This is a genomic window from Hymenobacter cellulosilyticus (assembly GCF_022919215.1).
GTDB classification, from domain to species: Bacteria; Bacteroidota; Bacteroidia; order Cytophagales; family Hymenobacteraceae; genus Hymenobacter; species Hymenobacter cellulosilyticus.
This window is the reverse complement of record NZ_CP095046.1, coordinates 389537-415766: the sequence shown is the minus strand read 5'-3', so window position 1 is coordinate 415766 and position 26230 is coordinate 389537. Positions and strand designations below refer to the sequence as shown.

27 protein-coding genes are annotated in these 26230 nt (G+C 59.7%); 16 read left to right on the top strand and 11 right to left on the bottom strand.

Features of this window, described 5'->3' with window-relative positions:
• Positions 1–88: 88 nt before the first annotated feature.
• A complete protein-coding gene (locus tag MUN79_RS02000; protein WP_244676147.1) occupies positions 89–559 on the top strand; it encodes an AIR synthase related protein in 471 nt (156 codons plus the stop codon).
• Complete coding sequence (locus tag MUN79_RS01995) at positions 556–1197, top strand: AIR synthase-related protein (protein WP_244676146.1); 642 nt, start codon at positions 556–558, stop codon at positions 1195–1197. The genes MUN79_RS02000 and MUN79_RS01995 overlap by 4 nt, the downstream gene beginning before the upstream one ends.
• A gap of 101 nt (positions 1198–1298) precedes the next feature.
• Here MUN79_RS01995 and MUN79_RS01990 read toward each other — a convergent pair whose 3' ends face one another.
• Positions 1299–1514, bottom strand: coding sequence for a heavy-metal-associated domain-containing protein (locus MUN79_RS01990; RefSeq protein ID WP_244676145.1), 216 nt, complete (start codon positions 1512–1514; stop codon positions 1299–1301).
• 72 nt (positions 1515–1586) lie between these two features.
• Positions 1587–2054 carry a lipocalin family protein gene (locus tag MUN79_RS01985; RefSeq protein WP_244676144.1) on the bottom strand — a complete coding sequence of 156 codons (468 nt, stop codon included), beginning with the start codon at positions 2052–2054 and terminating at the stop codon, positions 1587–1589.
• 171 nt (positions 2055–2225) lie between these two features.
• On the opposite strand from MUN79_RS01985, the gene MUN79_RS01980 reads away from it, so the two are divergent.
• Positions 2226–2759 (top strand): DUF4240 domain-containing protein, encoded by a 534-nt coding sequence (locus MUN79_RS01980; protein WP_244676143.1) that lies wholly within the window; start codon positions 2226–2228, stop codon positions 2757–2759.
• Between the two features lie 80 nt (positions 2760–2839).
• On the opposite strand, the gene MUN79_RS01975 is transcribed toward MUN79_RS01980, so the two are convergent.
• Together MUN79_RS01975 and MUN79_RS01970 are read right to left on the bottom strand one after the other, a co-directional pair.
• Positions 2840–3121, bottom strand: a complete 282-nt coding sequence (locus tag MUN79_RS01975; protein WP_244676142.1) for a hypothetical protein — start codon at positions 3119–3121, stop codon at positions 2840–2842.
• A gap of 298 nt (positions 3122–3419) precedes the next feature.
• Entirely contained in the window at positions 3420–4916 is a 1497-nt protein-coding gene (locus MUN79_RS01970) for a nicotinate phosphoribosyltransferase (RefSeq protein WP_244676141.1), read from the bottom strand.
• 257 nt (positions 4917–5173) lie between these two features.
• Here MUN79_RS01970 and MUN79_RS01965 point away from each other — a divergent pair, with 257 nt between their 5' ends.
• From MUN79_RS01965 to MUN79_RS01950, 4 genes are all read left to right on the top strand, one after another.
• A complete protein-coding gene (locus MUN79_RS01965) occupies positions 5174–8134 on the top strand; it encodes a DUF8693 domain-containing protein (protein ID WP_244676140.1) in 2961 nt (986 codons plus the stop codon).
• A 33-nt stretch (positions 8135–8167) separates the two neighbouring features.
• Complete coding sequence (locus MUN79_RS01960) at positions 8168–8365, top strand: PID-CTERM protein-sorting domain-containing protein (RefSeq protein ID WP_244676139.1); 198 nt, start codon at positions 8168–8170, stop codon at positions 8363–8365.
• A gap of 272 nt (positions 8366–8637) precedes the next feature.
• Positions 8638–9885 (top strand): efflux RND transporter periplasmic adaptor subunit, encoded by a 1248-nt coding sequence (locus tag MUN79_RS01955; protein ID WP_244676138.1) that lies wholly within the window; start codon positions 8638–8640, stop codon positions 9883–9885.
• A gap of 41 nt (positions 9886–9926) precedes the next feature.
• Complete coding sequence (locus MUN79_RS01950; protein ID WP_244676137.1) at positions 9927–11375, top strand: TolC family protein; 1449 nt, start codon at positions 9927–9929, stop codon at positions 11373–11375.
• A 214-nt stretch (positions 11376–11589) separates the two neighbouring features.
• On the opposite strand, the gene MUN79_RS01945 is transcribed toward MUN79_RS01950, so the two are convergent.
• Positions 11590–11997: a YybH family protein gene (locus MUN79_RS01945; RefSeq protein WP_244676136.1), complete on the bottom strand. Its 408-nt coding sequence runs from the start codon at positions 11995–11997 to the stop codon at positions 11590–11592.
• A gap of 430 nt (positions 11998–12427) precedes the next feature.
• Between MUN79_RS01945 and MUN79_RS01940 the strand changes: the two genes are divergently transcribed.
• The 7 genes from MUN79_RS01940 (at position 12428) to MUN79_RS01910 (ending at position 19443) form a co-directional block, all read left to right on the top strand.
• Complete coding sequence (locus MUN79_RS01940; RefSeq protein ID WP_244678265.1) at positions 12428–13096, top strand: ABC transporter ATP-binding protein; 669 nt, start codon at positions 12428–12430, stop codon at positions 13094–13096.
• 101 nt (positions 13097–13197) lie between these two features.
• Positions 13198–13782 (top strand): RNA polymerase sigma factor, encoded by a 585-nt coding sequence (locus MUN79_RS01935; RefSeq protein WP_244676135.1) that lies wholly within the window; start codon positions 13198–13200, stop codon positions 13780–13782.
• Positions 13772–15019: an ABC transporter permease gene (locus tag MUN79_RS01930; RefSeq protein ID WP_244676134.1), complete on the top strand. Its 1248-nt coding sequence runs from the start codon at positions 13772–13774 to the stop codon at positions 15017–15019. The genes MUN79_RS01935 and MUN79_RS01930 overlap by 11 nt, the downstream gene beginning before the upstream one ends.
• Positions 15020–15139: 120 nt before the next feature.
• The gene (locus tag MUN79_RS01925; protein WP_244676133.1) at positions 15140–16333 is read left to right on the top strand and encodes an ABC transporter permease; all 1194 of its coding nucleotides are present in this window, start codon (positions 15140–15142) and stop codon (positions 16331–16333) included.
• Between the two features lie 167 nt (positions 16334–16500).
• Entirely contained in the window at positions 16501–17883 is a 1383-nt protein-coding gene (locus tag MUN79_RS01920) for a sigma-54-dependent transcriptional regulator (protein ID WP_244676132.1), read from the top strand.
• A gap of 233 nt (positions 17884–18116) precedes the next feature.
• Entirely contained in the window at positions 18117–19127 is a 1011-nt protein-coding gene (locus MUN79_RS01915; protein ID WP_244676131.1) for a sensor histidine kinase, read from the top strand.
• 7 nt (positions 19128–19134) lie between these two features.
• Positions 19135–19443, top strand: a complete 309-nt coding sequence (locus MUN79_RS01910; protein ID WP_244676130.1) for an ATP-binding protein — start codon at positions 19135–19137, stop codon at positions 19441–19443.
• Between the two features lie 21 nt (positions 19444–19464).
• On the opposite strand, the gene MUN79_RS01905 is transcribed toward MUN79_RS01910, so the two are convergent.
• Together MUN79_RS01905 and MUN79_RS01900 are read right to left on the bottom strand one after the other, a co-directional pair.
• Positions 19465–19665, bottom strand: a complete 201-nt coding sequence (locus MUN79_RS01905) for a helix-turn-helix transcriptional regulator (RefSeq protein WP_244676129.1) — start codon at positions 19663–19665, stop codon at positions 19465–19467.
• Entirely contained in the window at positions 19655–20125 is a 471-nt protein-coding gene (locus MUN79_RS01900; protein WP_244676128.1) for a hypothetical protein, read from the bottom strand. The genes MUN79_RS01905 and MUN79_RS01900 overlap by 11 nt, the downstream gene beginning before the upstream one ends.
• A gap of 239 nt (positions 20126–20364) precedes the next feature.
• On the opposite strand from MUN79_RS01900, the gene MUN79_RS01895 reads away from it, so the two are divergent.
• Positions 20365–21039 (top strand): DUF1345 domain-containing protein, encoded by a 675-nt coding sequence (locus tag MUN79_RS01895; RefSeq protein WP_244676127.1) that lies wholly within the window; start codon positions 20365–20367, stop codon positions 21037–21039.
• A 7-nt stretch (positions 21040–21046) separates the two neighbouring features.
• On the opposite strand, the gene MUN79_RS01890 is transcribed toward MUN79_RS01895, so the two are convergent.
• The 4 genes from MUN79_RS01890 to MUN79_RS01875 all read right to left on the bottom strand — a co-directional run bounded on the left by MUN79_RS01890 (position 21047) and on the right by MUN79_RS01875 (position 25060).
• Entirely contained in the window at positions 21047–21391 is a 345-nt protein-coding gene (locus tag MUN79_RS01890; RefSeq protein WP_244676126.1) for an STAS domain-containing protein, read from the bottom strand.
• Between the two features lie 170 nt (positions 21392–21561).
• The gene (locus tag MUN79_RS01885) at positions 21562–23124 is read right to left on the bottom strand and encodes an FAD-dependent oxidoreductase (protein WP_244676125.1); all 1563 of its coding nucleotides are present in this window, start codon (positions 23122–23124) and stop codon (positions 21562–21564) included.
• Between the two features lie 81 nt (positions 23125–23205).
• A complete protein-coding gene (locus MUN79_RS01880) occupies positions 23206–24111 on the bottom strand; it encodes a cyanophycinase (RefSeq protein ID WP_244676124.1) in 906 nt (301 codons plus the stop codon).
• A gap of 295 nt (positions 24112–24406) precedes the next feature.
• On the bottom strand, positions 24407–25060 hold the full coding sequence (locus MUN79_RS01875) for a response regulator (protein WP_244676123.1): 654 nt from the start codon (positions 25058–25060) through the stop codon (positions 24407–24409).
• A gap of 495 nt (positions 25061–25555) precedes the next feature.
• Between MUN79_RS01875 and MUN79_RS01870 the strand changes: the two genes are divergently transcribed.
• Positions 25556–26206, top strand: coding sequence for a response regulator transcription factor (locus MUN79_RS01870; RefSeq protein ID WP_244676122.1), 651 nt, complete (start codon positions 25556–25558; stop codon positions 26204–26206).
• Positions 26207–26230: the final 24 nt, after the last annotated feature.

Here is a 26230-nt window from a genome sequence, read left to right as displayed (position 1 = left end):
CCGCAGAACGAGTCGTTGTTACGACGGTCGTCTAACGTGATAAGGTCCTTCGCTTTGCTCAGGATGACAGCATAAAATAACAGACTACATGTCCACTTCTTCCCAGAAACCTGCCGGCTACGACATTGACCTCGGCAACGAATGCTCCCGCAACGCCTACGCCTGGTCGAAAAAGACTTTCGCCAACCGGGCCGGCAAGCCGGGCGAGGCCGCACAGGATTTGGATGGCGGCTTCGCCAATGAAATCCGCTTTGGCAATGCCCGGCTGGGTATCAGCTCGGACGGCATCGGGACCAAGATTGAAGTGGCCGAGCGGGTAGGGAAGTTTGACACCCTGGGCTACGACCTGGTGGCCATGACGGCCGACGACCTGATTGTGGGTGGTTTCGTGCCCACGAACCTGTCGAACATCATCGACGTGAACACGCTCGACTACGGGGTGATTGACGAGATGATGCGCGGGCTGCACGACGCCTGCAACTTCGCGGAAGTGGCCATTACCGGCGGTGAAATTGCGGAGCTGGGCAACCGTATCGGGGCTGGCCGGGCGCAAAGATGAACTTCAACTGGTGCTCGACAGCCATTGGCAGCCTGCACCCGAGCCTGGAGCGGCCCTTGAGCGGCGCGGGCGTGCAGGCCGGTATGGCCGTGGTGGCGCTTCGCTCGCCCTCCTTCCGGTCGAATGGCTTCTCACTGGCGCGGCGCACCCTGCAGAACCTGTTTGGCGACAACTGGCACTCGGCCCCGTACGATGGTGCAGACGCTACGCCCCACGGCAGCGCGGGCCACACCTGGGGCGAAGTGCTGCTGACGCCTTCTTTGATTTATTCGCCCGGCGTGGCGCGGGTGCTGGATGCGGGACTGCCGCTCTATGCTGCCGCCCACATTACCGGCGGCGGCATTGCCGACAACTTCAAGCGGGTGCTCAAGAACGGCGTAGGTGCCGAGCTGACCAACCTGTTTGAGCCCCTGCCCGCCATGCAGAAGCTCACCGAGCTGGCCGGCATCACGCCCGCCGATGCCTACCTGTACTGGAACATGGGCAACGGCATGCTGCTTGTGACCGATGAAGCCCAGGCCGAGGCCGTAGCCGAGAGCCTGCGTGGCAACGGCTATGATGCCCAGGTAGCGGGCCGCATTACGGAGCAGTCCGGCATCCGGTTGACGGTAGGCGCCGGGGAGCTGAGCTACGAGTAGCTGATCCCTGACGCACATTAGCTGCTGGCTGCACTTAAGATAAATGAACAAGGCCCCGACTTCCTCAGGAAGCGGGCCTTGTTCGTTGCAGGTGTGCGGAGTTAGGCGGCCAGGGGCTCAATGTCGAAGCCGGCCTGGGCCACAGACTTCATGATGAGCTCGGGAATGGGGTTTTCACCTTCCACGGTAAGCACTTTATCGGGGCTGGTGGTGTCGACCTGCCATTTCTCAACGCTGGCTTCGGCGTCGAGGAAGGGAGTGACGGCGCGCAGGCAGTTGGCGCAGTTGATGCTGGTTTTGAATTTCAGGGTCGGCATGGAACACGGGTTAAGGCAAACGAAGACTGCGAATGGGCTAGCCTACGTGTACGGAACTCGGGCCGGAGCCGGCTAAAAGGACGTGAAGGTGTAGGTGGTGTAGTACGGCGCGCCGTCGATGGGCGAGAGGCCGTTGTCCTGCTTGAATTTGAGGGTAGAGGCGGTAAGCTCCAGCAGCTCGTAGGTGCGCGTCGTGCCGGCAATGACGGACAGGGTGCGGTTGGTGGCGTCGAGGTTCCACTGGGCGGGGTTCGACTGCGGGGCGCTGGGCTCACACTTGCTGGCGCCTTCGTCGATGACCATGGTTTTGTCGGGCGCAAACTTCCAGAAATCGTCATGGTCGCAGGCCGGGGAGGCGCTGTAGTTGTCCACGTCGCGGCGGGCGTTGCCGGCGGGGTACACGAAGGTGGTGACGTTGGCACTCATGCGCCAGTTTTTGGCCGTGAGCAGCTGCACGTCCTGGGGTACTTCCTCGTCCTTCTCACAGGCGGTGAAGCCGAGGGCGAGGCTGAGCAGCACGAGGAGGGAAGAGCGTTTCATGAGAACAGGAATTAGGGTTAGAGGAAGAACGAACCTGGCGGGCCATGGGCGCGGCGGGCAGGGGCTTGACCAGGCCCGGGCCCGGAAGGTTGCATGAGCTACCAGAGTGTCGACTTTTACCGTATTTCACGGCCTGATTCCTGTTCTTCGACTCGCAATGCACCCCGTAGTATGACTAACTCTGAATTCTGGCAGCTGCTGGATGCCTCGAAAGCTGCCGCCGCCGGCAGTCAAACCATCCAGGCGGATTTCTTGTCGGAGCAGCTTGCGGCCTTGGAGCCCGAGCAGATTATTGAATTTGAGCGACGCCTGCGCGAAAATCTGCGCGAAGCCGACGACTATAGCATCATGGCGGCTTTGAAGATTCTGGACGGCTACGTGATGGATGACTCTTATCTGTACTTCCGCTGCTGGCTGATAGGGCAGGGGCAAGCAGTGTTTCAAAACGCTCTGCGGGATGCCGACAGCCTGGCCCAGGTGGTCCAAGAGGCCTACCAGGAGTTTGAAAACCTGCTCTACGTGGCAACGGAGGCCTACGGGCGGCGCACCGGGCGCCGGGAAGAAGATGATACCTTTCCCAGAAGCGTGGCGGCCGAACAAGGCTTAGACTACGACCTTGGCTCCGAAACCAAGGGCCAAGACTGGCGGGAAGAGCAGCTGCCCAAGCTACTGCCGCGGCTGTGGAAGAAGTTTGGGGGTAATTAGACCAGCCTTTTACTTTTGATATACCGGACAGCTTACATTGCTCAAACCACCGTTTTCCTAGACAATTGCACGATGATCTATTAGGCATTTTGTGCCAAGATGTGAGCCGTGAGCCCGATAACTTGCTTTTCGAGGAAATCGCGCTGAACAGATACTTGGCTACGACTAATGACAAGCCCAATTCTACGCCCTTCTCTCGCCCTAAACACTTCTACGGACTTGATTAAAAGCGTAGTGCCTGCTGGAAAGACCAACTGATTCCCAGCTGCCACTTGCCCTGAGGGCTCTCCTGTCAGCACCCAACCCAAATTGTTGATCCAGAAGGAATCAACTACGACGAAAGAACCAACTGGCGTTTGCATAGAAATAAAAGTAATCCTCCTTTTCCTGAACGGCTATTCAATAAGCCTGCAAGTCCTGTAAACCCGCCCTACAGTCCGGATTGAGTACAGGAAACTAGTTCAGTTACCTAAGTACAGAAAATCTAGGACGAAGATGAGTTACCTGAACTCCTCAAATGAGGTGTTCACGCAGTTTATCCGGTACTCGAAGCAGGTTCTGCTAGACCTGCTGTGGTTCAGTGCAACGAATGTTTCCTACAGAACGGGGAAGGTTACCAAGCTAAGCCGCGCCTAGCTTGGTAACCTTCCCCATAACCACCTACGCCGGCCGCTGGGGTCGTTTCTCCAGAATCAGGTTGGTGCGGAAGGTGTTCAGGCTTTCTTCCAGGCCCACGGGGTAGACGTGGGGGTTGAGGAAGCGCCGGATGCTGGGGTCCAGGCTTTGCACTTCGCGCTGGGCCCGGGCCCGGCTTTCCTGCAGGGTGGGCAGCTCGGCCACCAGCTCGCCGTTGCGGAACACGGGCTCCAACAGCTCCCGGAACTGGGTGCTGCGGATGGGGCGGCGGCGCGTGGGGTCCACGGGGTCCACGATGGTGAGGTCCTCGGGCAGGGGCTCGGCCGAGTTGTAGAGCATGTCGGCGCGGGGCTGGCCTTTCTCGGTTTCGTAGCGCCGCACCTGCAGAATGCCCGGAATGCTGGTTTTGGCCAGTTGCTCGGAGATTTTGACGGTGTACTCCCATCCCGAATCATCCGGCTTGCGCAGGGCCGCCAGCTTGTAGACGCCGCCCAGGGCCGGCTGGTCGTAGGCCGTGACCAGCTTGGTGCCAATGCCCCAGGTGTCAATCTGGGCGCCTTGCTGCTTAAGGCTGACGATGAGGTTTTCGTCGAGGTCGTTGCTGGCCACGATGCGGGTTTTGGGAAAGCCGGCCTCGTTGAGCAAGGCCCGGGCCTCGCGGCTCAAGTAGGCTAGGTCACCGGAGTCGAGGCGGATGCCGCCCAGCTCGTGGCCTTTTTCGCGCATGCGCCGCGCCACGCTGATGGCCCGCCGCACGCCTTCCAGCGTGTCGTAGGTGTCTACCAGGAACACGGAGTCGTCGGGGAAAGCGGCGGCGTAGGCTTCAAACGCGGCTTCCTCTTCGTCGAACGACATGACCCAGCTGTGGGCGTGGGTGCCGCGCACCGGAATGCCGAAGCGCAGGCCGGCCAGCACGTTGGAAGTACCATCGACGCCGCCCAGGTAGGCCGCCCGGCTGGCTCCCAGGCCGCCGTCGAAGCCCTGGGCCCGGCGCAGGCCGAATTCCAGCACCTGGTCGTCGCCGGCTACTTCGCGGATGCGGGCGGCCTTGGTGGCAATCAGGGTCTGGAAGTTGACGAGGGTAAGCAGGGCCGTTTCCAGCAATTGTACTTGTAGAAGCGGGCCCTTGATGCGCATCAGCGGCTCGTTGGCAAACACCACGGTACCCTCGGCAATAGCGTCGACATCGCAGGTAAAACGCAGGTCGCGCAGGTAATCCAGGAACTCCTGGGGAAAAAGGGCCACGCCTTTGGAGCCGCGCAGGCCGGCCAGGTAGCCCAGGTCTTCGGCGGAAAAGCGCAGGTTTTGCAGCCAGTCGGCGGCGTAGGCCAGGCCGGCGCACACAGCGTAGCCGCCAGCGAAGGGCGGCTTGCGGAAATAGAGGTGGAATACGGCTTCCCGGTCTTGCAAACCTTGTTTCCAGTAGCCGTAGCTCATCGTGAGCTGGTAGAGGTCGGTGACGAGGCTGAGCGAGGAGGAGTAAAGGCCGGAAAGGGGCGTGTTTTCCTGGGAGTTAGGCATTGCAAACGGGGTTGATTTGGCAAGTACACAAGACGGCTGCAACTATACTACGGCCGCAACAGTCAGAGGGCTGTTTCCCGTATGAGGGCAACGGGCCGTCCACAAAGGTTAATTAAAATATATAATTCATACTTAATTGGACTTTGTGTAGAAAGATTTGTTACTTTCTATATCTTTACGGCCTCTATTACTCATACCTGTTCCTGTACCGCGCTTACCGCGTTTTTGCCTATTCCAACACGTTTACTTCTAACTTCATGCGTCTATTATTACCCGCCGTGGCCGTGGCCACGCTGGCCGGCAGCCTGAGTGCGTCGGCCCAAGCTCCGCAGCGCGTCACGCTGCCGGCCAACACCATCGGTTCAGGCTCGGGCGCGGCCGCCCGCAGTTCGGCGCTCAGCGCTTGGACGTCTCTGGCTAAAATGCCGCAAGAACAGTACAACGGTGGCAGTGCCTATCTAGATGGCAAAGTGTATGTGTTTGGTGGGTCCCTTCAAACCAGGACGGGAAGAGAGTACACCGATAAACTCCAGGTCTACGACATTGCTACCAATACCTGGAGCACCAAAGCCTCTATGCTACGGCCACTGGCCTCCAACGGCGGGGTAGCTAAGGATGGCCTGATTTACAACATCGGAGGCGTCTATCTGGGCTATAATAGTCCTATTCCGAGCTCTTCGATGACGTATAATCCAGCCACTGACACCTGGGCTGCTAGTACGCTACCTAACTATCCCAGGGCGACTTCCGGAAACCAGAGTATTATTTTGGGTGAATGGCTAGGGCCGGATGGTAAAATCTACGTCTACGAAGACCGGGCTGGTATCAGCGTCTTTGATCCGGCCACGAATGCGTGGCTTAATGACGTTATAATCCCACCAAACAGTGGTGGGCCTCTAAACGGATATTATTCGGATAGGAGCATGGCTGCCATTGCCTTTGATGCCAATGGGCTGTTGCATGCTTTTGGCGGCGGGAAGGAAGATATGGCCTATTACTATCGGGATGCGGTTACGACTCACTCCGTATATAACCCCGCCACGCGGGTGTGGACCAGCGCCGCACCCCTTCCCAAAGCTAAGCTGTATGCCTCCGTGGTGCTAGGCCCGGACGGCAATATGTACGTGCTAGGCGGTGGAGCTAGCTCGACAAATTTCGTCCCCGATGTGCAGATCTATAACCCGACTACCAATACCTGGACCGTCGGGCCTTCCCTGCCGGCCGGCAATGGGTATACCTTTGTACAAGGCAACGACATATATGTTGTGACTTCAACTGCCACGTACAAGGCTACCATTACCATTTCAGGCATTACGTGGACCGGCGCGGTGTCTTCTTCGTGGACCGATGCCGGCAACTGGTCGGGGGGCACGGTGCCCACGGCTACCGATGACGTGACCATTCCGGCGGGCCTGAGCCGCTACCCCAGCATCAGCACCAGCACGCCCACGGCCAAGCAGGTTACCCTGGCCAGCGGGGCCCAGCTGAGCATTGCCGAGGGCGGTACCCTGAGCCTGATGGGAAACTTTGTCAACAATGGCGCTTTCTCGGCTACGGGCTCAGGTACCCTGGCTTTCAGCGGCAGCACCGTCCAGGTTTTAGGCGGCACGGCTCCCACCACCCTGCAAAACCTGACCGTGGGCCCGGCCGGGGCCAGCCTGGCCGGCCCCGTGACAGTGCAGCGTCTGCTCACGCTGACCGGCAACCTGGCTACCAATGCGCAGCCCTTCGTGCTGGCTTCCTCCAGCGCCGGAACGGCTATGGTCGTCAACAGTGGCGGCGTCGTGACCGGTGCTACCACGGTGCAGCGCTATATTGACGCGGCTAGCAATGCTGGCTTTGGCTACCGGCACTATTCGCCCGCCGTACTTGGCGCTACACTGGCGAATCTGAACATAGGCACCACCCCACAGGCTACCACGGCGCCTGGTCCGCTGCAAATCAACGCCAGTTACAACTTCGCAGCTGAGCCCAGCCTAGTTACCCCTTTCCCCACAGTGCTGGCCTACGACCAGAGCCGGGTGGGCGCGGTGGCAGGCTCAGATGGCTTCAATCAGGGATGGGTGTCGCCTTCAGCCGCTAGCCAGAGCCTGGTGGCCGGCCGGGGTCTGACTATTAATGAGCCGGCCGGTAACTTTTTTGAAGTCACGGGTTCCACGCTGACCAGCGCTTCCGTGGGCGTAAGCGGCCTGACACGCAGTTCCCAGGCCGAGGCAGGCTGGCATCTGCTAGGCAATCCTTACCCCTCCCCAATCGACTGGAACCGGGTGAGCCGGACCAACATAGACGCGGCTGCCTACGTGTATCGCTCGCTCAGCCGCTACGAGGGCGGCTACACGGCTTATGTCAATGGAGTAGGCACCAATATCATTCCCCAGGGGCAGGCGTTCTTTGTGCGCGTAAGCTCAGTTGGGGCTTTCGGCAGCGTGGCTTTCTCGGATGCCTCCCGCGAAACCACGTATTCGGCCCCCGGCTACGCCCGCCCGGCCGGTACCGAAACCCGGCCGTTGGTCCAGCTTACGCTGCAGCGCCAAGGTGCCACAGGAACCGCCAGTCAGGACGAGTTCTACGTTTATGAGCAGGCCGGCGCCACGGCGGGCTTCGATGCGGCCTATGACGCGGTGAAAGTGCAGCTCAACGGCGGTCAACAGCCCAGCCTCTATCAGGTGGTGGGCAGCGAGGGACTGGCTATTCAGGGCCTGCCCACGGGCAGCGCGCCCCGCAGCTTATCGTTGGGTGTGCACGCCGCCGTAGCCGGCACGTACAGCTTCTCGGCTGCCCAGATACTGAACCTGTCGGCTACCGAGCCAGTCTGGTTAGAAGACAAGCTGAGCGGGACGTGGCACAATCTGCGTGAGGGTGCCTACTCGGTAGCCCTAAGCCAAGGACTGAGCACCACGCGCTTTGTGCTGCACCTGCACCAGGCCGCTATTCTGGCCAATGCCAAGGCCCGCACCTGGCAGGGCGAGTTGCAACTGTACCCCAATCCCGCCAGCGCCGCAGCACCTTTGACCCTGGTAGCCAACGGCGTGAGCGGCAGCTGGGTAGAGCTAGTGCTGCTCAACAACATCGGCCAGGCTGTGTGGCAGCAGCAGCTTCCCGTGGGAGGCCAGGAGTTGCGCACTACCGTGCCGGTAGCGGGCTTAACCCCGGGCGTATACACCGTGCAGGTGCGCAGCCAGGCTGGGGTGCTTACCCACAAACTGGTAATACAGTAAAATCAACCACTAAAAAATAAATTACCTGAAAGAATGACTAATGTTTTGATTCGTCGCATTGCCCTGACGGGGGTATTATTGGTAGGCATGAGCCAATTGCCAGCCTTGGCCCAGGGCCCTGGTAATGGCGGCCCCCAACCGGGCGCTACCACCGCTCCTATTGATGGGGGAGCCAGCCTACTGCTGGCTGGTGGCGTGGCTTTGGCTTTGCGACGCCTGCGCCGTAAGTAGCAATTGTTTGGCCGGAGCCTAGCCTGTCCAGCGTAATACCGTTTCCTCTGCCGCCCGTTGTGCTTGCACAGCGGGCGGCTTTGTTTTTTACTACTGCCAGTCGGGAAGCGGACAGTTGGGTTTCCACTTCCGAACACGCTGTCCATTTCCGGACAGAGTTTTAGGCGAAGCAAACAGCTGTGTGGCGTGTAAGTAAAAGATAATCAGTTTATTATTGAAATGGCACGCGGCTTGGCTCTATCCAGGGGAAACTACTACCTCCCTGCACGAAAATGGACAGAGCAATATCTCCCGCCACGCATACCCGCCGCCGCCGTCGGCAGTGGCTTATCGGCACCGCCGCGCTGCTACTGGTGGTAGCGGGCCTGCTGGCTTTTCGCTCGGTGCTGCAGCCCAGCATCCGGCGCGACCAAATCCTGACTACGAAAGTGGAAATCGGGGATGTGGAGGCTTCCCTCACAGCTGCCGGAGTGATTATCCCGGGCCGCGAGGCAGTTATTACCAGCCCCATTCAAAGTACCATCCGGCGCGTGGCCCTGCAGGTAGGGGAGAAGGTGCAGCCGGGCCAGACCATCCTGGAGCTCGACAAGGAGCTCACGACTACGGCCCTGGCCAAGCTGCAGGATGAGCAGCAGCAGAACCGCAACAAGGACGGCCAGCTGCAGCTCACCCTGGAAAAAGCCCTGAACGACCTGGAGTCCCAGGAAAAGGTACAGCAGGTGAAAGTCCGCAGCCTGCAGTCGACGCTACGCGACGAGCAGTACCTGCTCAAAATCGGGGGTGGTACGGCCGAGAGTGTGCGGCAGGCCGAACTGAACCTGAAAGTGGCCCAGCTGGAATTGCAGCGCCTCGGGGAGCAGATTCGCAACCAGCGCGCCGCCAACGCCGCCGATAAGCGTGAGCTGGGCTTTACCATGCAGATTCAGGACCGTAGCATCACGGAGCTGGCCGGTAAGCTGGCCCAGGCCAACATCAGCAGCCAGCAGCCCGGCGTGCTTACCTGGGTGAATGAGGACATTGGCACCACCGTCAACCAGGGCGATGCCCTGGCCCGGGTAGCCGATTTGAGCCGTTTCCGGGTACGGGCCTCCATTTCCGACACCTACGCCGATGCCCTGCACCTGGGCGACGCGGTGGTGGTGCGCGTAAACGACACCGATTTGCGCGGCACCGTCACCACCGTCAGCCCGGCCGTGGACAAGGGTGTGGTAACCTTCTACGCCAAGCTCACCGACGACCACCACCCCGCCTTGCGGGCCAACCTGCGCGCCGACGTATTTGTGGTAACCAAGGCCCAGCACAAGGTGGTGCGGGTCAAAAACGGACCGTTCTACCAGGGCGGCAAAGAGCAGGCGGTATTCGTGCTGCGCGACGGGAAAGCGGAGCAGCGCACCGTCCGCTTTGGCGACAGTAACTTCGACTACGTGCAGATAATCAGTGGATTGCAGCCCGGCGACGAAATCGTGCTCAGTGAGCTAAAGGAGTACAAGGATACGCCTTCCCTGACCATCAAAGACTAAGTAGCTGCGTGATGAAACGACTTTCTACCCTCCGCGCAAAAATGCTGGGCACTCTCGGCGGTCTGCTGCTGACTTTGCCCACCGTGGCCCAAACCGCCGCGCCCCTGAGCCTGCCCCAGGTTATTGAGCAGGCCCTGGCCCAGTCGTCGGTGGCCAAGCAGGCCGCTACCAACCGCGAAACCAGCTACTGGCAGTACCGCACCTATCTTTCCAACTACCGGCCGCAACTGGGCCTGCAGGGCACGGTACCCGGTTACCGGCGGGAGATTTCGCCGGTGGTGCAGCCCGATGGCACCACGGGCTTTCGGGCCATCCGGACCCACAACGCCAACTTGGGCGTCGCCCTGACCCAGAACATTGGTCCTACCGGGGGCCAGATTTACCTCAGCTCCTCGGTGCAGCGCTTCGACGACTTCAACCGCGACGACCGGACCTACCGCAACCAGCCCTTCGGTATCGGGCTCACCCAGCCTATCGGCGGGTACAACAACCTGCGCTGGGCCCGCAAGATCGAGCCGCTGCGCTACCAGGAATCGGGGCGGCAGTATGTGGAGGAGCGCGAGAATATTGCTCAGCGCATCACGGAGCTGTATTTTGACGTGCTGCTCCAGCAGGTAAATGCCGACGTGGCCCGCCAGAACGCCCAGGCCAACGCCGAAATGCTACGTTTGGGCAAGGAGCGGTTCCAGCTCGGCCGTCTTTCCCAGAGCGACCTGCTACTGCTCCAACTTAACCTGCTTAACTCCCGCAAAGCTCTCGGCCAGGCCCTGCTCGACGCTCAGACGGCCGCCGTCGACCTGCAAAGCTACACTGGCCTCTCGGCCGAAGCCCTGCAGCTGACCGTGCCCGAGCCCACGACCATACTTGCTATTGACCCCGCGCAGGCACTGGAGCAAGCCCGCCAGAACCGACGGGAAACCCTGGCGTTTCGCCGCCGCCTACTGCAGGCCGAAAGTGAGGTGGCTTTGGCCAAAGGCACCACCGGTTTGCAAGCCAGCCTGGTGGCCAACCTGGGCTACGTGAACAGCACCCAGAATTTCTGGTCGACCTATAACACCCTGCAAAGCCAGAATCAGCTGAGTCTGACGTTTTCCATGCCCATCGTGGACTGGGGCCGGCAAAAGTCCATCGTCAAAACGGCCGAGTTGACCCGTCAGCAGGTGCAGCAAACCGTGGCCCAGGAGCAGAGCACCTTCGAGCAGAGCGTGGTAACCCAGGCCGCCCAGCTCAGCAGCCTGCACGAGCAGCTGGAGCTGTCGGCCCAGGCCGATTCCCTGGCCCAGCAGCGCTACGACATTGCCCGCGCCACCTACCAGGTGGGCCGCATCAGCCTCACCGACCTGAACATTGCCCTGGCCGAAAAAGACCAGGCCAAGCGGGCCTACATTGCCGCCCTGCGCGCCTGCTGGGTGGCGCACTACCGCCTCCGCGCCCTCACTCTCTACGACTTCGCGCTACAGCAGCCACTGCATACTGAAGGGGTGAAATAGTGAGCTGGTGAGTTGATGTTTTGTCATTGCGAGGACGAAGGACGAAGCAATCCGTCCTCTGCGAAGCACGAAGTGACCTTTTACCAAAAAGCCCTGACGTTAGCGCAACGTCAGGGCTTTTCACTTAAGGACAACTCAGCACATAGCAGCGGACGGATTGACGCTGCTTGAGGCGCGGAACGTTCTGCGTCCTGGCAAGGGCAGGTGCTCCGCTTTACGCGGCTTTGCGGCCGGGAGCAGCCAGACTGGTGTTCCAGATATCCTGGTGAAGCTTCCAGTGGCCCTGCTGCTCTTTCCAGACGACTAGGTACTTGCCCTGGTCCATCGGCTGGTGGTTGCCGTCGAAAAGGGTGTAGGTACCCAGCTCAATGGCCGTGTCTTCCAGCTCCTCAATGTCGCGGGTTTGGAGGCGCACCTGCTTGACGCCCATTTCCATGGCACCTTGCCAGAATGCCTGAATGCCCGAAAGGCCTTCAATGGGCTCCATGCCCGCGGGCAGCAGCACGCCCGCCGTGGTAAACAGGTTGGCAATGGCGGCCGCGTCGCCCTGTTCGAAGCTGGTTTCGAAGGTGTCGTTGGCGCGCCGGATTTCGTCGCGGATACTCGTGGCTGTGGTGGGCATGGGAATTGGGTTAGGTCGGTGAATACTATGCAGGTAGAAGATAAAGCTTTTTAAGCCAATAAAAACCTGATGGTTAGTTGTTTCGAGCGGTTTTAGGCCGGGCACTGCCCTTCCCATCAGAAAAAATCACAAAACCGTACAGGGCGGCTTCCATAATCGAACACCGTGTCCGTTTTCGGACAATATTTTCAACGCGCTATTTTGTGTTTGTTGTTGTAATTATTTGAAATACAATGTTTTACAAACTTGGCACAGGGCTTGGCTATACATAGTCAAGCCAGCCACTTCGCCGCGCAAAAACGGACACGGACAGCTGGTTGCTCCCTCAGAACCTTCCATCGACTACCAACTGCTCCATCCTATGAACTCCACGACGGCACCCCACAATCTGCTCGACTCTGCCACGGCCCGCGTGGCTCCGGCCACGGCCATGCTCAAGCTCACCGACATCGAGAAGGTGTACCAGACCAAAACCATCGAAACGGTGGCCCTGAACCGGGTAAACCTGACCATCAACAAGGGCGAGTTTGTGTCGATTATGGGGCCTTCGGGCTGCGGCAAATCCACGCTGCTCAGCATTATGGGCCTGCTCGATGAGCCTTCCTCGGGCCAGGTAGAAATTGCAGGCCGGCCGGTTACGTCTTATTCCGACAAGGAGCTGGCCCACCTGCGCAACCAGAAACTCGGCTTCGTCTTCCAGAGCTACCACCTGATCAACGACCTCTCGGTGCTCGACAACGTGGAGCTGCCTTTGCTTTACCGCAGCAGCGTGAGCGGCAAGGAGCGCCGGCAGCGGGCCCACGCCGCCCTCGACAAAGTAGGCCTCAGTGCCCGCACCAACCACTTTCCCAGCCAGCTTTCGGGCGGGCAGCGCCAGCGCGTGGCCATTGCTAGGGCCCTGGCCGGCAACCCCGAGCTGATTCTGGCCGACGAACCCACCGGCAACCTCGACTCGGTGATGGGCGAGGAAATTATGGATCTGCTGCTGGGCCTCAACCGCCACGACGGCGTGACCATCGTGATGGTAACCCACGACGAGCAGCAGGCTCTCAAGACCGAGCGGGTCATCCGCTTCTTCGACGGCAGCCAAGTCAGCTAAACGGTGAACTGAAGAGGTGTGAACTGGGGAGTTGTCGTTCCGCTCCACTATTCCACTGTCTCCCGCAAACTCACCATTTCACCCCTTCACTATTTCGCCTTATGCGGCTCTCTTCCTTATCCGCTCTTTCCGAAACCGACCTGGTGGCCGAGTGCCGCCGCGGTAATCCCCGGGCCCAGAAGGTGCTCTACGACCGGCTGGCCCCCGGCATGCTGGCCGTGTGCCTGCGCTACCTGCGCCGCCAGGAAGAAGCCGAAGAAGCTCTGGTGCTCGGGTTTGTGAAAGTGTTTCGGGCCCTGGAGCAGTACCGCCACGAAGGCAGCTTCCGGGGCTGGGTGCGCCGCATCATGATCAACGAGGCCCTGGGCCAGCTGCGCCGCCGGCAACCCCTGCACCTCGACATCGACGAGTGCCACGACGGGGTAGCCACCATCGGAGCCGCGGCCGAAAGCAACCTGGAAACGGCCGACCTGCTGCGCCTGATTCAGGACCTGCCCGCCGGCTACCGCACCATATTCAACCTCTACGCGGTGGAGGGCTACAACCACCCCGAAATTGCCGCGCTGCTGGGCATTTCGGAGGGCACTTCCAAATCGCAGCTCAGCAAAGCCCGCGCCCTGCTGCAGCGGCGGCTGGCCACGCTTCACCACTACTCTTCTTTTCAGCCTCAGTCTTATGCTGCTTAGCTACCTCAAAATTGCCTGGAAGGTGCTGTTGCGCCGCAAGTTCTTCACCTTCATCAGCCTGTTCGGCATCAGCTTCACGCTGATGGTGCTGCTGGTCGTAGTGGCCATGTTCGACCACACCGTGGGGGCCCACGCCCCGGAGTCGCGCCTGGACCGGATGCTGTTTGCCAATTTCCTGCACATTAAGTATAAGAACGGCGGCAACCAGAACTCCCCACCCAGCTACTACCTGCTCGATAAGTACGTGCGCCCGCTGCGGACGCCGGAGAAAGTGGCCATCTACTCCAACTTCCACGCCACGCCCAGCTACGTGGGCAACAGCCGCATCGACCTGGATTTGAAGTACACCGACGAAGGCTTTTGGCAGGTACTGGATTTCACCTTCCACGATGGCAAGCCCTACACCCAGTCGGAGGTAAAGTCGGCTGCCCACGTGGCCGTCATCAACCGCACCACGGCCCGCAAGTACTTCGGCACCGACCAGGGCGTGGTGGGCCGCTCAATTGAAATCAACCAGTCCAACTTCCGCGTCATCGGGGTGGTGGAAGACGTGCCGGCCATGCGCCTGGCTTCCTACGCCGACGTGTGGGTGCCGCTGACCAACAGCCCCAGTGACCTGAAGCGCGTGAGCCTCGACGGCGACTTTTCGGCCATCGTGCTGGCCAAGTCCACCGGGGATATTGCCGCCGTGCAGGCCGAGTTCGATCAGGTGGTCAAGCGCATTCCGCTTACCGACCCCAAGGAAATGGACCACCTGGATTTGCACGCCGACCCGCTGCTGGCTTCTTATTCCCGCCAGATCATGAGCCCGCTGACCAACTACGAGTCCAACGGCCTGGGCATTCTGTACTCCATTCTGTCGGGCATTGCTCTGCTCTTTATGCTGCTGCCGGCCCTGAATCTGGTCAACATCAACGTGAGCCGCATTATGGAACGCTCCTCCGAAATCGGAGTGCGCAAGGCCTTTGGGGCCACCGGTGGTACGCTCATCGGGCAGTTCCTGGTCGAAAACATCTTCCTGACTACCATCGGGGGCCTGCTGGGGCTGCTGCTGGCGTACGTAGCCCTGCAGCTTATCGACGGAGCTCAGATTCTGGCCTACGCCCACTTCGAGCTGAACTGGCGCATCTTCAGCTGGGCTCTGCTCGTGACGTTGTTCTTCGGCGTGCTCTCGGGTGTGTATCCGGCCTTCAAGATGTCGCGCCTGCAGCCGGTACAGGCCCTGAAAGGAAAGTAAGGTGGTGAACGGGTGAAATAGCGAGCTGAGGTTCAATCTGCTCGAAGAACAACGGCTTTCTATTTCACCTCCCGCCGCGCCGCCTTCACTTACCATCTCACCATTTTACCATCTCACCTGATGATACGTCACCTGTTTACCCTAATCTGGAACCGGAAACGGTCCAACTTCCTGCTCATCGCCGAAATCCTGCTCTCGTTTTTCGTGCTCTTCGTGGTGAGCGTGCTGCTGGTGAGCAACTACTATAATTACCGGCAGCCCATGGGCTTCCGCCCCGACAACGTGTGGGAGTTTGACCTGACTCCCGGCCTGGACACAACGGACCGCAAGGGTACTTTGCGCATGGTGCTGCAGCAGCTCAAGGCCACGCCCGGCGTGGTGGCCGTAACGCACACCAGCCATAATTCGCCCTTCTCGTTCAGCAACATGAACACCGACGAGTACCGCTATAAGGGCAAGCAAGCCCCGCTGACCGAGTTCTATGATGCGGATGACGACATGGTGCAGGTGCTGGGTCTGAACGTGGTGGCTGGCCGCTGGTTTGACCGTCGCGACGATGGCGCCGCTCATCACCGGGTGGTTGTCAACCAGAAGTTTGCCGAGGCTATGTTCGGCTCGGAGCCAGCCGTGGGCAAGGTCATGACCAATGAGAAAGGCACCGAAAGATGGCAGATTGTCGGCGTAATTGACGCCTACCGCTCCGGCAGCGACTTTGCGGCCAATGAGCCCGCCCTTTTTCAGCGTCGGGTGTTGAACGGGACGACCAAAATCGGCAACCAGGAAGACCCACTGCTGCTGGTGCGGGTGCAGCCCGGTAGCGGCGCGGTGCTCGAGCAGCAGCTGGTGCGCAAGATCAAGGCCATGACTAAGGGCTGGGATGCTAACGTGAATACCCTGGCCGAGAACCGCCGCGACAAAATGAAGGTCATCGTGACGCCGCTGGCCGCGCTGGGCATGGTGGGCTTGTTCCTGATTATCAACGTGGCCCTGGGCTTGTTTGGGGTGCTCTGGTACAATATCAACCAGCGCAAGGCCGAAATCGGGCTGCGCCGGGCCCTGGGCGCCACCGGCAACGGCATCAGCGGGCAGTTTCTGGGCGAAATGATGGTCGTCACGACGCTCGGCGTGCTGGGCGGGCTGGCTCTGGCAGTGCAATTTCCGCTGCTGGGCGTGTTTGGGCTGGCTTCGGAGGTGTATTTGCAGGCTATGGGTCTGGCCACCTTGCTGATCTTCGTGCTTACGGCCGTTTGCGCGCTGCAGCCTAGCCGCATTGCCGCCGCCATCCAGCCTGCCGTGTCGTTGCGGGAGGAGTAGAGCCAGCTGCCGGGGCTGCCCCGGGCCAGGAGAAGTAGTGGCGCATGCAGACGCCGCGGAGCGCCGCTGGGCGAAACAGCTGCTCCAACTTCCTTGGCCCGGGGTAGCCCCGGCTTTCGGCTGTGCTTGGCCTTTCCTTGCCGATTTCCGTTCTTCGCGCTACTGCTATGATTCTTATTGTTGATGACGACCTGGCCGTCCGCATGTCGCTGGGGCTGCTACTGAAGCAGGCGGGCTATCCCACCAAGGGCGTAGCCACGCCGGAAGAGGCGCTGGCGCTGATCAGTGCCGCGCCCCCGGCCCTGGTGCTGATGGACATGAACTACTCCCTGGACACCTCCGGCCACGACGGGCTGCAGCTGCTGGCCCAGGTCAAAGCTCTTGCGCCCCAGGTTCCCGTCATTCTGATAACGGGCTGGGGCTCTATCACCTTGGCCGTGGAAGGTATCAAGGCCGGGGCTGCCGAATTCGTGACCAAGCCCTGGAACAACGACTCCCTACTCCAGACCATTCGCACGATTCTGAGTTTGCAAGAGCGGCCCGCCGAAACCGGCACCGCCCTAAGCCGCCGCGACCTGGACCGGCAGTTCAACTTCCGCAACATCATCGGAGCCGACGCCCAGCTGCTGCACGTGCTGCGCAACGTGGGCCAGGTGGCCGCCACCGACGCCTCGGTACTGATTGAGGGGGAAAGCGGGACGGGCAAGGAGCTCATTGCCGAAGCCATTCACCAGAACAGCCACCGTCGCGACAAAGCCTTCGTGAAAGTCAACCTGGGCGGTATTTCAGCCTCGCTGTTCGAGAGTGAGATGTTCGGGCACCGCCGCGGCGCTTACACCGATGCCAAAACCGACCGGGTGGGCCGCTTCGAGCTGGCCAATAAGGGTACCATTTTTCTCGACGAAATTGGGGAGCTGGATTTGGGCTCCCAGGTGAAGCTGCTGCGGGTGCTGCAGGACCGCACCTACGAGGTGCTCGGCGACAGCCGGGCCCGCAGCCTCGACATCCGGGTGATTTGCGCTACCAACCGCAACCTGGCCGAGATGGTGCGCGAAGGCCGTTTCCGCGAAGACCTTTACTACCGCATCAACCTGATAACCGTGCGCCTGCCCGCCCTCCGGGAGCGGCCCGACGACATTCCGCTGCTGGTAAACCATTTCGTAAACAACCTGCGCACGACCTATAACCGACCTTCGCTCAAAGTAGGTACCAAGGCCCTGCACTGGCTACGCGAGCTGCCGCTGTCGGGCAACATCCGGGAGCTGAAAAACCTGGTGGAGCGGGCCGTACTGGTGTCGGGCAAGGACGAGCTCAGCCCCGAGGATTTCCAGGCCCAGTTTACCAAAGCGACTGCCAAAGCCGCGGCGCCCGGCGAGCTGCCACCCGTGGGCTCCATGACCCTGGAAGAAGTAGAGGTGCAGATGATCCGCAAGTCGATGGAGTTTTACGCCGGCAATGTAAGCCGGGTAGCCAAAGCTCTGGGCCTCAGCCGCGGTGCCCTCTACCGCCGCCTGGAGAAGTACGACATTCCCTTTGATGCCGCGCAGTAAGGCTAAAGCTAGAAAGCTACACCTAGCTCCCCTTCAGATGAGAAAAGGACAAGGGGCGTTTAAACGGCAGAACGCACCCCTGTACCGTCATGCTGAGTTTGTCAAAGCATCTCTACCACAGTAGTAATCAAAATTACTTTGGCGGTAGAGATGCTTCGACAAGCTCAGCATGACGTTTTTCTCTGGTAACATCAACAAATAGCTTTGTAGCTCTGGCTTCCTAGTTTTACTCCATGACCCTGCGCGTCAAGTTTCTGCTGTTTGTTGTCATTATTCACGGCGTGCTCATTGCGCTGGCAGTGCAGATTATGCGCACCAACGCGCCGCTGTTCATTGGCACGGAAGTGCTGCTGCTGATTTCCATTGTCCTCACCGTGCAGCTGTACCGCGGCTTTGTGCGGCCGTTTCAGCTCATTGCGGCCGGTACTGAGGCCATCCGGGCCAAGGACTTCTCCATGAAGTTTGTGCCCGTGGGGCAGAAGGAAATGGACCAGCTCATTGACGTCTACAACCACATGATTGACGAGCTGCGGCAGGAGCGCGTTACCCAGCACGAGAAAAGCTTCCTGCTGGAGCGCCTGATTCAGGCCTCGCCGGCCGGCATTCTGCTCCTCGACTTCGATGGACGGGTAGAGGCGGCCAACCCCGCTGCCGAGCGGTGTCTGCTCTTGCCCCAGCAAGAGTTGCTGGGCCAGCTGCCGGCCCAGCTGCCGGGCGAGTGGGGGCCGGTACTGAGCAGCCTGCAGGCCGGGCAGCCCCAGGTAATTCAGCTCTCGGGCATCCGGACGTACCGGGCGCACTGTTCCCACTTTCTGGACCGGGGCTTCACCCGCAACTTCATCATGCTGGAGGAGCTGACCCAGGAGCTGATTCGCCAGGAAAAGCAGGCCTACGAGAAGCTGATCCGGATGATGTCGCACGAAATCAACAACTCCATCGGGGCCATCAACTCCATTCTGCAAAGCTTCAGCTACTACACCGGGCAACTCCACCCCGACGACCAAACCGACTTCTCGGAGGCCCTGGAGGTTTCCATCAACCGCAATACCCACCTGGCCAACTTCATTGCCAACTTTGCCAACCTGGTGCGCCTGCCCGCCCCAAGCGTCGCCCCTGCGACGTGCACGATTTGGTACGCTCCATTCACCGCCTCATGCAGGTGCAGAGCGAAAAGCGCCGCATTGCCTGGCACTGGCACCTGGCCCCGAGCCACTGTGGGTAGAGCTGGATTGTCAGCAGATTGAGCAGGCGGTGCTCAACATCGTAAAAAACGCCCTCGAATCCATCGGCGAAGACGGCAACCTGACGATTCACACCAGCCTGCGCCCAGCCATGCTGCGCATCGAGGACGACGGGGCGGGTATAGCGCCCGAGGTGCAGCGGCAGCTGTTTACCCCGTTTTTCAGCACCAAGCGCGACGGGCAGGGCATTGGCCTCACCATGATTCGCGACATTCTCCTGCAGCACGGCTTCACCTTCAGCCTCGAAACCACCCCGGCCGGCACTACGGCCTTTACTATCTGGTTTGCGGCTAGTACAGAGGCCGCGGCCAACGCGTAGGATTCGAGCTTCGGACAGGCTTTAATCCTCTGCTTCCAGGGTGAAAAGCTGCTCGACAGGCTTGCCGAACACCTGGGCCAGCTTGAGGGCCAGCACCGTGGAGGGTACGTACTTGCCGGCTTCCATGGCGTTAATCGTTTGGCGGCTGACGCCGATGCGCTGGGCCAGCTCTTCCTGGGTGAGCCGCAGCACGGCCCGTTCTACGCGCAGATTATTCTTCATGCAAAGCGGCCTGGGCACTGCGAAGCAGCACAAGGTGAAACCGCGCCAGAAACAACAGCAGCGGCGTAAACATGGCGTACATCATCACCGTGAAAAAGGGCATGCCGCTAACCAGCAGAAAAGCCAGCAGCAGCAGGGCGTAGTAAGCATACATGGCCCACAGTAGCGACTCCAGCCGAATCCGGCCGATGTATTCATCCTCCTGTTTTTCGCGGGAGCAGGCCGACAGCAGCCCGCCGCAAATCAGCAGCACGGCGTACAAATCGTGGTTGGCCCGCACCTTCTCGCCGTTCAGCACGTCAGGCAGCTCCGCGTTGCCGATGGGGGAAGGCAGCCAGGCCAGCAGGTGGGGCAGCTGCACCACGTCGTACATTTCCAGTAGGCCCAGTACCAGGGCCACGGCAGCCAGAATCAGGCCCAGCCGCTTGTAGCGGTGGGGAAATAAGTAGCGGGTGAGCATAAGAATCAGGTTAAAAGTGGAACATGGTCAAATGTATATTTTGCTTTACTAATTGTAAAGTATTCTTTACATAAAATTATGTTCTTAGCTCTAGCTGCCCTAGAAAAAGGCTTTCCTGCCCGAAACAGCTTTCGTGAAATCAGCAACCGTAAGGCAACGGGGAGGCCGTTGGGGCTAGTCTGCGGCGCCTCGTGCGTAGTCCGGCTTTATTGCGCACTTTTGGGCACTAGCTACTGCCTATGCCGTCCGCCGCTTTCCGCCTTATTCACCGTATTGGCCAGCTTTCGGCCCTTACCCGCCTGCTGGTTGCCTTGGTTTTGGGCGCTGGCGCCTGGGCATTGCTGTCAACTGATTTCTTGCCTGCCGCCCGCGCCGTAGCGGCTTGGGATGCTTTCGGCCTCTCGACGCTGCTGCTGATCTGGGCCGCCATTGCCACCGCCGATGTAAAGCACATCCGGGAAACGGCCCAGCAGGAAGACGCGAGTCGCACGTTGTCGTTTGCCTTCGTGCTGGTAGCCGCCCTGAGCAGCCTGCTGGCCGTCGTGCTGCTGCTTAGCTCCGTGCACGAAACGAGCAGCCCCGCCGGGCACCTGCACGTGGGTTTGGCCATTGCGGCCGTAACCCTGGCCTGGCTGCTGGTACACACGGTGTTTACCCTGCGCTACGCCCACCTGTACTACGACGCGACGCCCACCGGTGACGCCGGCGGCCTGGAGTTTCCCGGCCAGCACCCCCCGGATTATCTGGACTTTGCCTACTTCTCCTTCGTGGTGGGCATGACGGCCCAAACGGCCGACGTCAGCATCAGCGGGCGGTATATGCGCCGCCTGGCGCTGTTGCACGGCCTGGTATCGTTTGGCTTTAACACGGCGGTGGTAGCTTTGAGTATCAGTGGCCTGGCCAGCGTATTATAGACAGTGGCTAGCGCAGAATAGGGTAGGGCCCTTTGTAGGCCTCCGAGGGAAGGGCGGAAACCAAAGTGTTGAGTCCCGAGTCTTCAAACTGCCGCTGCACCGCAGGCTGCAAGCCGCATAGGGTCAGCTTAATACGGGCATCCTGTAGAAAAGGCAGGTGCCGGAGCAACGCCTGTTGGGCCCTAAAATCAACCGAGGTAAGCTCCTGACACAGCAACCACAAGGTATTGGCCTTCTTTTGAGTGGCCTCGCGCAGTAAGTCCACGAGTTGCTGAGCGCCCTGCTCCCCCTCACACTTGCCCCGTAAGCTCACGACAAAGGCGTTAGGCTGCGACAATTTCAGAATATCCATGCCCACGTAATTGGTTGACTACGTTATCCTTGCTAGTAGCAATTCCTACTTCATAGTAGGAAGCTTACGCAAAGATAGAGGGGGTAGGCAAGCCGGAACCGAGGGTAAATACCCTTTCGAGGCCGGGGTTTATACGGAAAATACCGCCGTTGCCCCGGCCCCGCAAAAGGTTATTCTGCAGCTTGGTCTACGGCGGCCAAGTCGCTGTTGGCGGGGCCAATGAGGAGCTTGCCCAGGGCATCGAAGCGGGAGCCGTGGCAGGGGCAGTCCCAGCTTTTCTCCAGCCCGTTCCAGTGCACTACGCAGCCTAGGTGGGGGCAGATGGCCGAGCACTTGTGGGTCTGGCCCTGCTCGTCGCGGTACACGGCCACTTTGGTAATTCCCTCCCGCAGTACGGCTCCGCTGCCGGGCTGTATTTCTTCTTCCTTCGATACGTCGCCGCCGGTAAGCAACTCGGTGTACTCCAGGGCCACGTTCAGGTTTTCGCGCACAAACTCGTAGGCCGAAGCCGGCTTCAGCGTCACGCGGCCCGGGTCGTAGAGCTCCGCCCAGGGATTTTGCCGGCCCTTGATCAGGTCGGTAATAATCATGGCGCCCAGCGTGCTGTGGGTCATGCCGTGGCCCGAGTCGCCGGTGATGATGTACACGTTTTGCTGGTCCAGCGGGTTAGGGCCGGCGTAGCCCAGACTGTCGCTGGGTTCCTGCACCTGCCCCGACCAGCGGTATTCCACGCTTTGCACCATCGGGAAATGCTCACGGGTCCATTCTTCCAGGCAGCGCAGGCTTTCCTCGGGGTTGCCCTGGCCTACCTTATGGTCTTCCCCACCCACGATAAGTAGGTCGTAATTCGGGGTACCGCCCCGGGGGCCTTCCTTTACTTCCTGCAGGCGAATGTAGTGGTAGGGGTCGGGCGTGTCCCAGTACAAGGCCAGGGTCACGGAGCCCTTCGGAATCCGGGCCCCGATGACGTAAGTACGATACGGATGCTGCTTGGTGTGCATTACCACCCGGTCGTTGACGGGTGTGTTGGTCGCCATAACCACCGCCTTAGCCGTAACGGTAGCCCCGGTGACCACCGTAACGGAAGCCTCGCTGCCACCTTTCACATCCGTGACGTGGGAGTTGGTGAAAATCTGACCCTTGCGCCGCACAATGGCCTCGACAAGGCCGTTCAGGTATTTCGTAATGTGAAACTGGCCCTGGTTGGGAAACACCAGGCACTCGCCGGTCTGAAAGCCCTTGGTGGGGGAGTCGGCCAGGCGCTGCACGCCGGTCAGGCCGGCGCGGTGAGCTGCTTCCAACTCTTCGTCGAGTTCCTTGGGCTTACCGTCCTTGGGCAAAAACAGGTAGCCGTCGAGGCGGGTGAAGTCGCAGTCGATTTTCTCTTCCAGCACAATCTTCTCGATCTGGTCGATGGCGCTGCCGTGGCTTTCGGCCGCGAGGCGGGCCCCTTTCTCCCCAAACAAATGTTCGAGGCGGGTGTACCGGTCATCCAGGGCATTGGAGAGGTGGGCCGTGGTGCGGCCGGTTTCGCCACTGCCCAGCTCGCCGCTTTCCAGCACTATCACCTTTTTCCCTTCGCGCAGCAGCAGGTAGGCCGTAGTCAGGCCGGCAATACCACCGCCTACCACTACCACGTCGGTCTGAGCGTTTTTAGTGAGCGGCGAGAAGGTGGGCAATGCCGGGCCGGTGCCCAGCCACGACGAGAGAGTAGAGGCAGAAGATTGTTGCATAACGAGCTGGTTAGTGGGTACCGGTAGTACGCACTAACCAGCCGCGCAGGTTACGGTCGAGCTTGGGGGCAAGCCGGGTTGCTACAGGTGCAATTCGGGAGGCATGGGCAGCTCATACTCTTCGCCGGCCCCGAGAAAGTGCAATACCAGGTCCCGAATGGAGAAGGGCGTATTAGGCGAAATGTCGTAGATGTTGGTAGCTGTGCAGCTGTTGCCTTCCAGAATAGTGACCAGGCCGCTGCCAATAACTTCGAGTTTGTAGCCTTCCCGCACTACTACGCCCGTGTCTTCCTCCAGGCCCAGGCCCAGGCAGGTAGGGTTGGTGGCAATAATCTGGGCCATGCGGGCAATGCGGCCCCGGGCAATAAAGTGAGTGTCGATGGCCACGTCGTGCATAAACTGCAGGCCGGTGGTAATGGCAATTTCGCCCTTGCGCATGCCCGCGTCGTTGCGACCTTCATAAATCATGGGCGTCGACATGGCCGAAGCCCCGGCGCTGGTGCCCCCGATAACGATTCGCTCGAAGGTGTAGCGCTCTTTCAGGCGCTGCAGCAGCTGCGTACCGCCCAGCAAGGCCGTCAGGCGCAGCTGGTCGCCGCCCGTAAACCAGAAGCCGGCGGCTTCATTGATGAGTTCCAGGGCTTTCTCATCGTTGGCATGGCCTCGCTCCCGAATGTCGAGAGTTTCAACGCGCTTTACTCCGAGGCGGCCAAATACTTCGTGGTAGTCGCCGGCGGCCTCCTCGGGCACCGACGAGGCGGTGGGAATAACGACAATCAGCGGGTCGTTGCCGGAGAGCTCCTCCACGAAGCGGGTGAGAATACCATCGGGCACAAAATTGCGGTTCTGGTCCTGGTTTGACCCTTTTTCGGGTGCTTCGCCCTTGTTTTCGTGGCCGCCCACGGCAATCAGGATGCCTTGGGGAACGGGGCAGCTTTGACGGTTGGAGTCATGCGAAGGAGTGGGTTTTTTCTTACGACTAGGCATGAGAGCAGTAGCAGAGTGGAAGTGGAAAGTGCTACTACATGCGAGAATTTCCTTCTCTGGGTTGCCTCTCCCCGCCAACAGTGCTTCCCCGCTGCCCGCTGCGTCTGATACGCCCGCCAGCCCCAGTTCCCGGTCTCCAGCTTGATAACAAGTTAATTACTGCGGGCCGGCTGGGGGTAAGCCCGAGCCGGAGTACCCGTGAACTGAAGACGCGGAACTAAAAATTACGTAGTGCCGCGATTTAAAATCCGTATCTATCTCCGGGTTAGCCAAGTTGCCCAGAATGACACCCCAATTATTTCACCAAGCCCTGATTTACGGCGAATTTGATAAGGGCGGCGGTGTTTTTGGCCTGGGTTTTCTCGATGATGTTCTGGCGGTGGGTTTCGATGGTGCGCTTGCTGGTGAAGAGCTTGTCGGCAATTTCGGCGTTGGTCAGCCCTTCGGCAATGAGCTGCAGCACTTCCAGCTCCCGGGCCGAGAGGTCGGCCGAATGGGATTCCGCACTGGTTTCCCACTGCTTTTCCATATTCAGGGTAAGCTTGCGCAGCAGCTCTAGGCCTATTTCCGTGCACAAAAACGAGTGCCCCACGGCTACGGTCCGGATAGCGTGCAGGATTTCGGTAATGGCGGCATTCTTGAGAATATATCCCGAAGCTCCTGCTTCCAGGGCCTGAGCCACGTAGCGCTCGTGCTCCAGCATGGAAAGAATCAGCAGGCGGGTTTCGGGGTGCTGGGCCCGCACCAGGGGCAGTACCGCAAAGCCATCCAGCTCGGGCATGGTCAGATCCAGCAGCACTACATCGGCCGGAGTGGTAGCCAGCAAATCCAGCAGCTCTCGGCCATTGCTGGCTTCACCTACCACTTCAAAATCGGGTTCAGCCACTAACAACGCGCGAATACCATCCCGGAGAATGGTATGGTCGTCGGCCAAAATAATACGAGTCATACGTTAGAACCCTAAAAATGAAGTAAGGAGAGAGTCCGAAAAGGACGAGCTTTTAAAAACCTGCCTAGCCGTAAAAAGTTAAGCTAAGCTTCTGATTTTATTGGTAGTTGCAGCATCGATTGTGCCGGTTAGCAGTTGGCTAACAAGCACCTTGCCAGCTTAAGAGCTTAAGTAATGCCCGAATTTTCTGGTCACTCGAGGTATTACAACATAAAGGTAGACTATGATAGGTATTTATACGTATACCGGGCAGCAGGTTAGGGTCCTGTAGCGGTAAGTACTGCTTTTCCCCCGGCCTGGTGCTTCCCGGAGCGGCCTCGTGTAATATTGCAGTCCATTGGTTATTCATTACCGCTAGGTGGCGGTCGGCGAATGGAAGTGGGGCCGGAGCGGGAAGTAGAGGCAGCGGAAAGGGATGAGCAACATCATTTTTTGAAAGCAAGGGCCACCCTTTTTCGCAGGACCTATACAGCCTGTTTTAACGTTGATTCCACTATGATTCGGATTATTCTCACCGACGACCACGCCATCATCCGGGATGGTATTCGCAGCCTGTTGCGCGACGAGCCAGGCTTGGAGGTGGTAGGCGAAGCCAGCAATGGAGAGGAGCTCCTGGCCATGCTGCCTGAAACGCCCACCGATGTTATTCTGCTCGACCTGAACATGCCTGGCATGGACGGCTTTGCCACGCTGGCCGCCCTGCGCGAGCAGCATCCGCATACCCGCGTGCTGGTGCTGTCCATGCTCGACCATGAACGGTATGTAGTTCAGGCCCTGGACGTCGGTGCCCTGGGCTATGCCCTGAAAAACACGGGCCGTACCGAGCTGATCTATGCCCTGTACGCCGTGGCCGGCGGGCAGCCGTTTCTGTGCACTGCTATTGGTATGGCTTTGCTGCGCAAGTTTCAGAGCCCCGAAATCAACACGTATGATGCGCCCAAGGTGGGTAGCAGCCTTTCGAAGCGGGAGCTGGAAGTGCTGCAACTCATTGCCGAAGGGCTGACCAACGCCGAAATTGCCGACAAGCTCTTCACCAGCAAGCGCACCATCGAAACCCACCGCCAGAACATCATCGAGAAAACCCAGGCTAAAAACACCGCCGCCCTTATCAAATTCGCCGTAAGCAGCGGCCTGCTGCCAGAATAAGCAGCTGCGGCAATGGTCAATAAA

Excerpts from the sequence above, each read along its gene's own strand:
- MUN79_RS02000 (WP_244676147.1), top strand. The coding sequence starts at position 89 with ATGTCCACTTCTTCCCAGAAACCTGCCGGCTACGACATTGACCTCGGC.
- MUN79_RS01995 (WP_244676146.1), top strand. The coding sequence starts at position 556 with ATGAACTTCAACTGGTGCTCGACAGCCATTGGCAGCCTGCACCCGAGC.
- MUN79_RS01990 (WP_244676145.1), bottom strand. The coding sequence starts at position 1,514 with ATGCCGACCCTGAAATTCAAAACCAGCATCAACTGCGCCAACTGCCTG.
- MUN79_RS01985 (WP_244676144.1), bottom strand. The coding sequence starts at position 2,054 with ATGAAACGCTCTTCCCTCCTCGTGCTGCTCAGCCTCGCCCTCGGCTTC.
- MUN79_RS01980 (WP_244676143.1), top strand. The coding sequence starts at position 2,226 with ATGACTAACTCTGAATTCTGGCAGCTGCTGGATGCCTCGAAAGCTGCC.
- MUN79_RS01975 (WP_244676142.1), bottom strand. The coding sequence starts at position 3,121 with ATGCAAACGCCAGTTGGTTCTTTCGTCGTAGTTGATTCCTTCTGGATC.
- MUN79_RS01970 (WP_244676141.1), bottom strand. The coding sequence starts at position 4,916 with ATGCCTAACTCCCAGGAAAACACGCCCCTTTCCGGCCTTTACTCCTCC.
- MUN79_RS01965 (WP_244676140.1), top strand. The coding sequence starts at position 5,174 with ATGCGTCTATTATTACCCGCCGTGGCCGTGGCCACGCTGGCCGGCAGC.
- MUN79_RS01960 (WP_244676139.1), top strand. The coding sequence starts at position 8,168 with ATGACTAATGTTTTGATTCGTCGCATTGCCCTGACGGGGGTATTATTG.
- MUN79_RS01955 (WP_244676138.1), top strand. The coding sequence starts at position 8,638 with ATGGACAGAGCAATATCTCCCGCCACGCATACCCGCCGCCGCCGTCGG.
- MUN79_RS01950 (WP_244676137.1), top strand. The coding sequence starts at position 9,927 with ATGCTGGGCACTCTCGGCGGTCTGCTGCTGACTTTGCCCACCGTGGCC.
- MUN79_RS01945 (WP_244676136.1), bottom strand. The coding sequence starts at position 11,997 with ATGCCCACCACAGCCACGAGTATCCGCGACGAAATCCGGCGCGCCAAC.
- MUN79_RS01940 (WP_244678265.1), top strand. The coding sequence starts at position 12,428 with ATGCTCAAGCTCACCGACATCGAGAAGGTGTACCAGACCAAAACCATC.
- MUN79_RS01935 (WP_244676135.1), top strand. The coding sequence starts at position 13,198 with ATGCGGCTCTCTTCCTTATCCGCTCTTTCCGAAACCGACCTGGTGGCC.
- MUN79_RS01930 (WP_244676134.1), top strand. The coding sequence starts at position 13,772 with ATGCTGCTTAGCTACCTCAAAATTGCCTGGAAGGTGCTGTTGCGCCGC.
- MUN79_RS01925 (WP_244676133.1), top strand. The coding sequence starts at position 15,140 with ATGATACGTCACCTGTTTACCCTAATCTGGAACCGGAAACGGTCCAAC.
- MUN79_RS01920 (WP_244676132.1), top strand. The coding sequence starts at position 16,501 with ATGATTCTTATTGTTGATGACGACCTGGCCGTCCGCATGTCGCTGGGG.
- MUN79_RS01915 (WP_244676131.1), top strand. The coding sequence starts at position 18,117 with ATGACCCTGCGCGTCAAGTTTCTGCTGTTTGTTGTCATTATTCACGGC.
- MUN79_RS01905 (WP_244676129.1), bottom strand. The coding sequence starts at position 19,665 with ATGAAGAATAATCTGCGCGTAGAACGGGCCGTGCTGCGGCTCACCCAG.
- MUN79_RS01900 (WP_244676128.1), bottom strand. The coding sequence starts at position 20,125 with ATGCTCACCCGCTACTTATTTCCCCACCGCTACAAGCGGCTGGGCCTG.
- MUN79_RS01895 (WP_244676127.1), top strand. The coding sequence starts at position 20,365 with ATGCCGTCCGCCGCTTTCCGCCTTATTCACCGTATTGGCCAGCTTTCG.
- MUN79_RS01890 (WP_244676126.1), bottom strand. The coding sequence starts at position 21,391 with ATGGATATTCTGAAATTGTCGCAGCCTAACGCCTTTGTCGTGAGCTTA.
- MUN79_RS01885 (WP_244676125.1), bottom strand. The coding sequence starts at position 23,124 with ATGCAACAATCTTCTGCCTCTACTCTCTCGTCGTGGCTGGGCACCGGC.
- MUN79_RS01880 (WP_244676124.1), bottom strand. The coding sequence starts at position 24,111 with ATGCCTAGTCGTAAGAAAAAACCCACTCCTTCGCATGACTCCAACCGT.
- MUN79_RS01875 (WP_244676123.1), bottom strand. The coding sequence starts at position 25,060 with ATGACTCGTATTATTTTGGCCGACGACCATACCATTCTCCGGGATGGT.
- MUN79_RS01870 (WP_244676122.1), top strand. The coding sequence starts at position 25,556 with ATGATTCGGATTATTCTCACCGACGACCACGCCATCATCCGGGATGGT.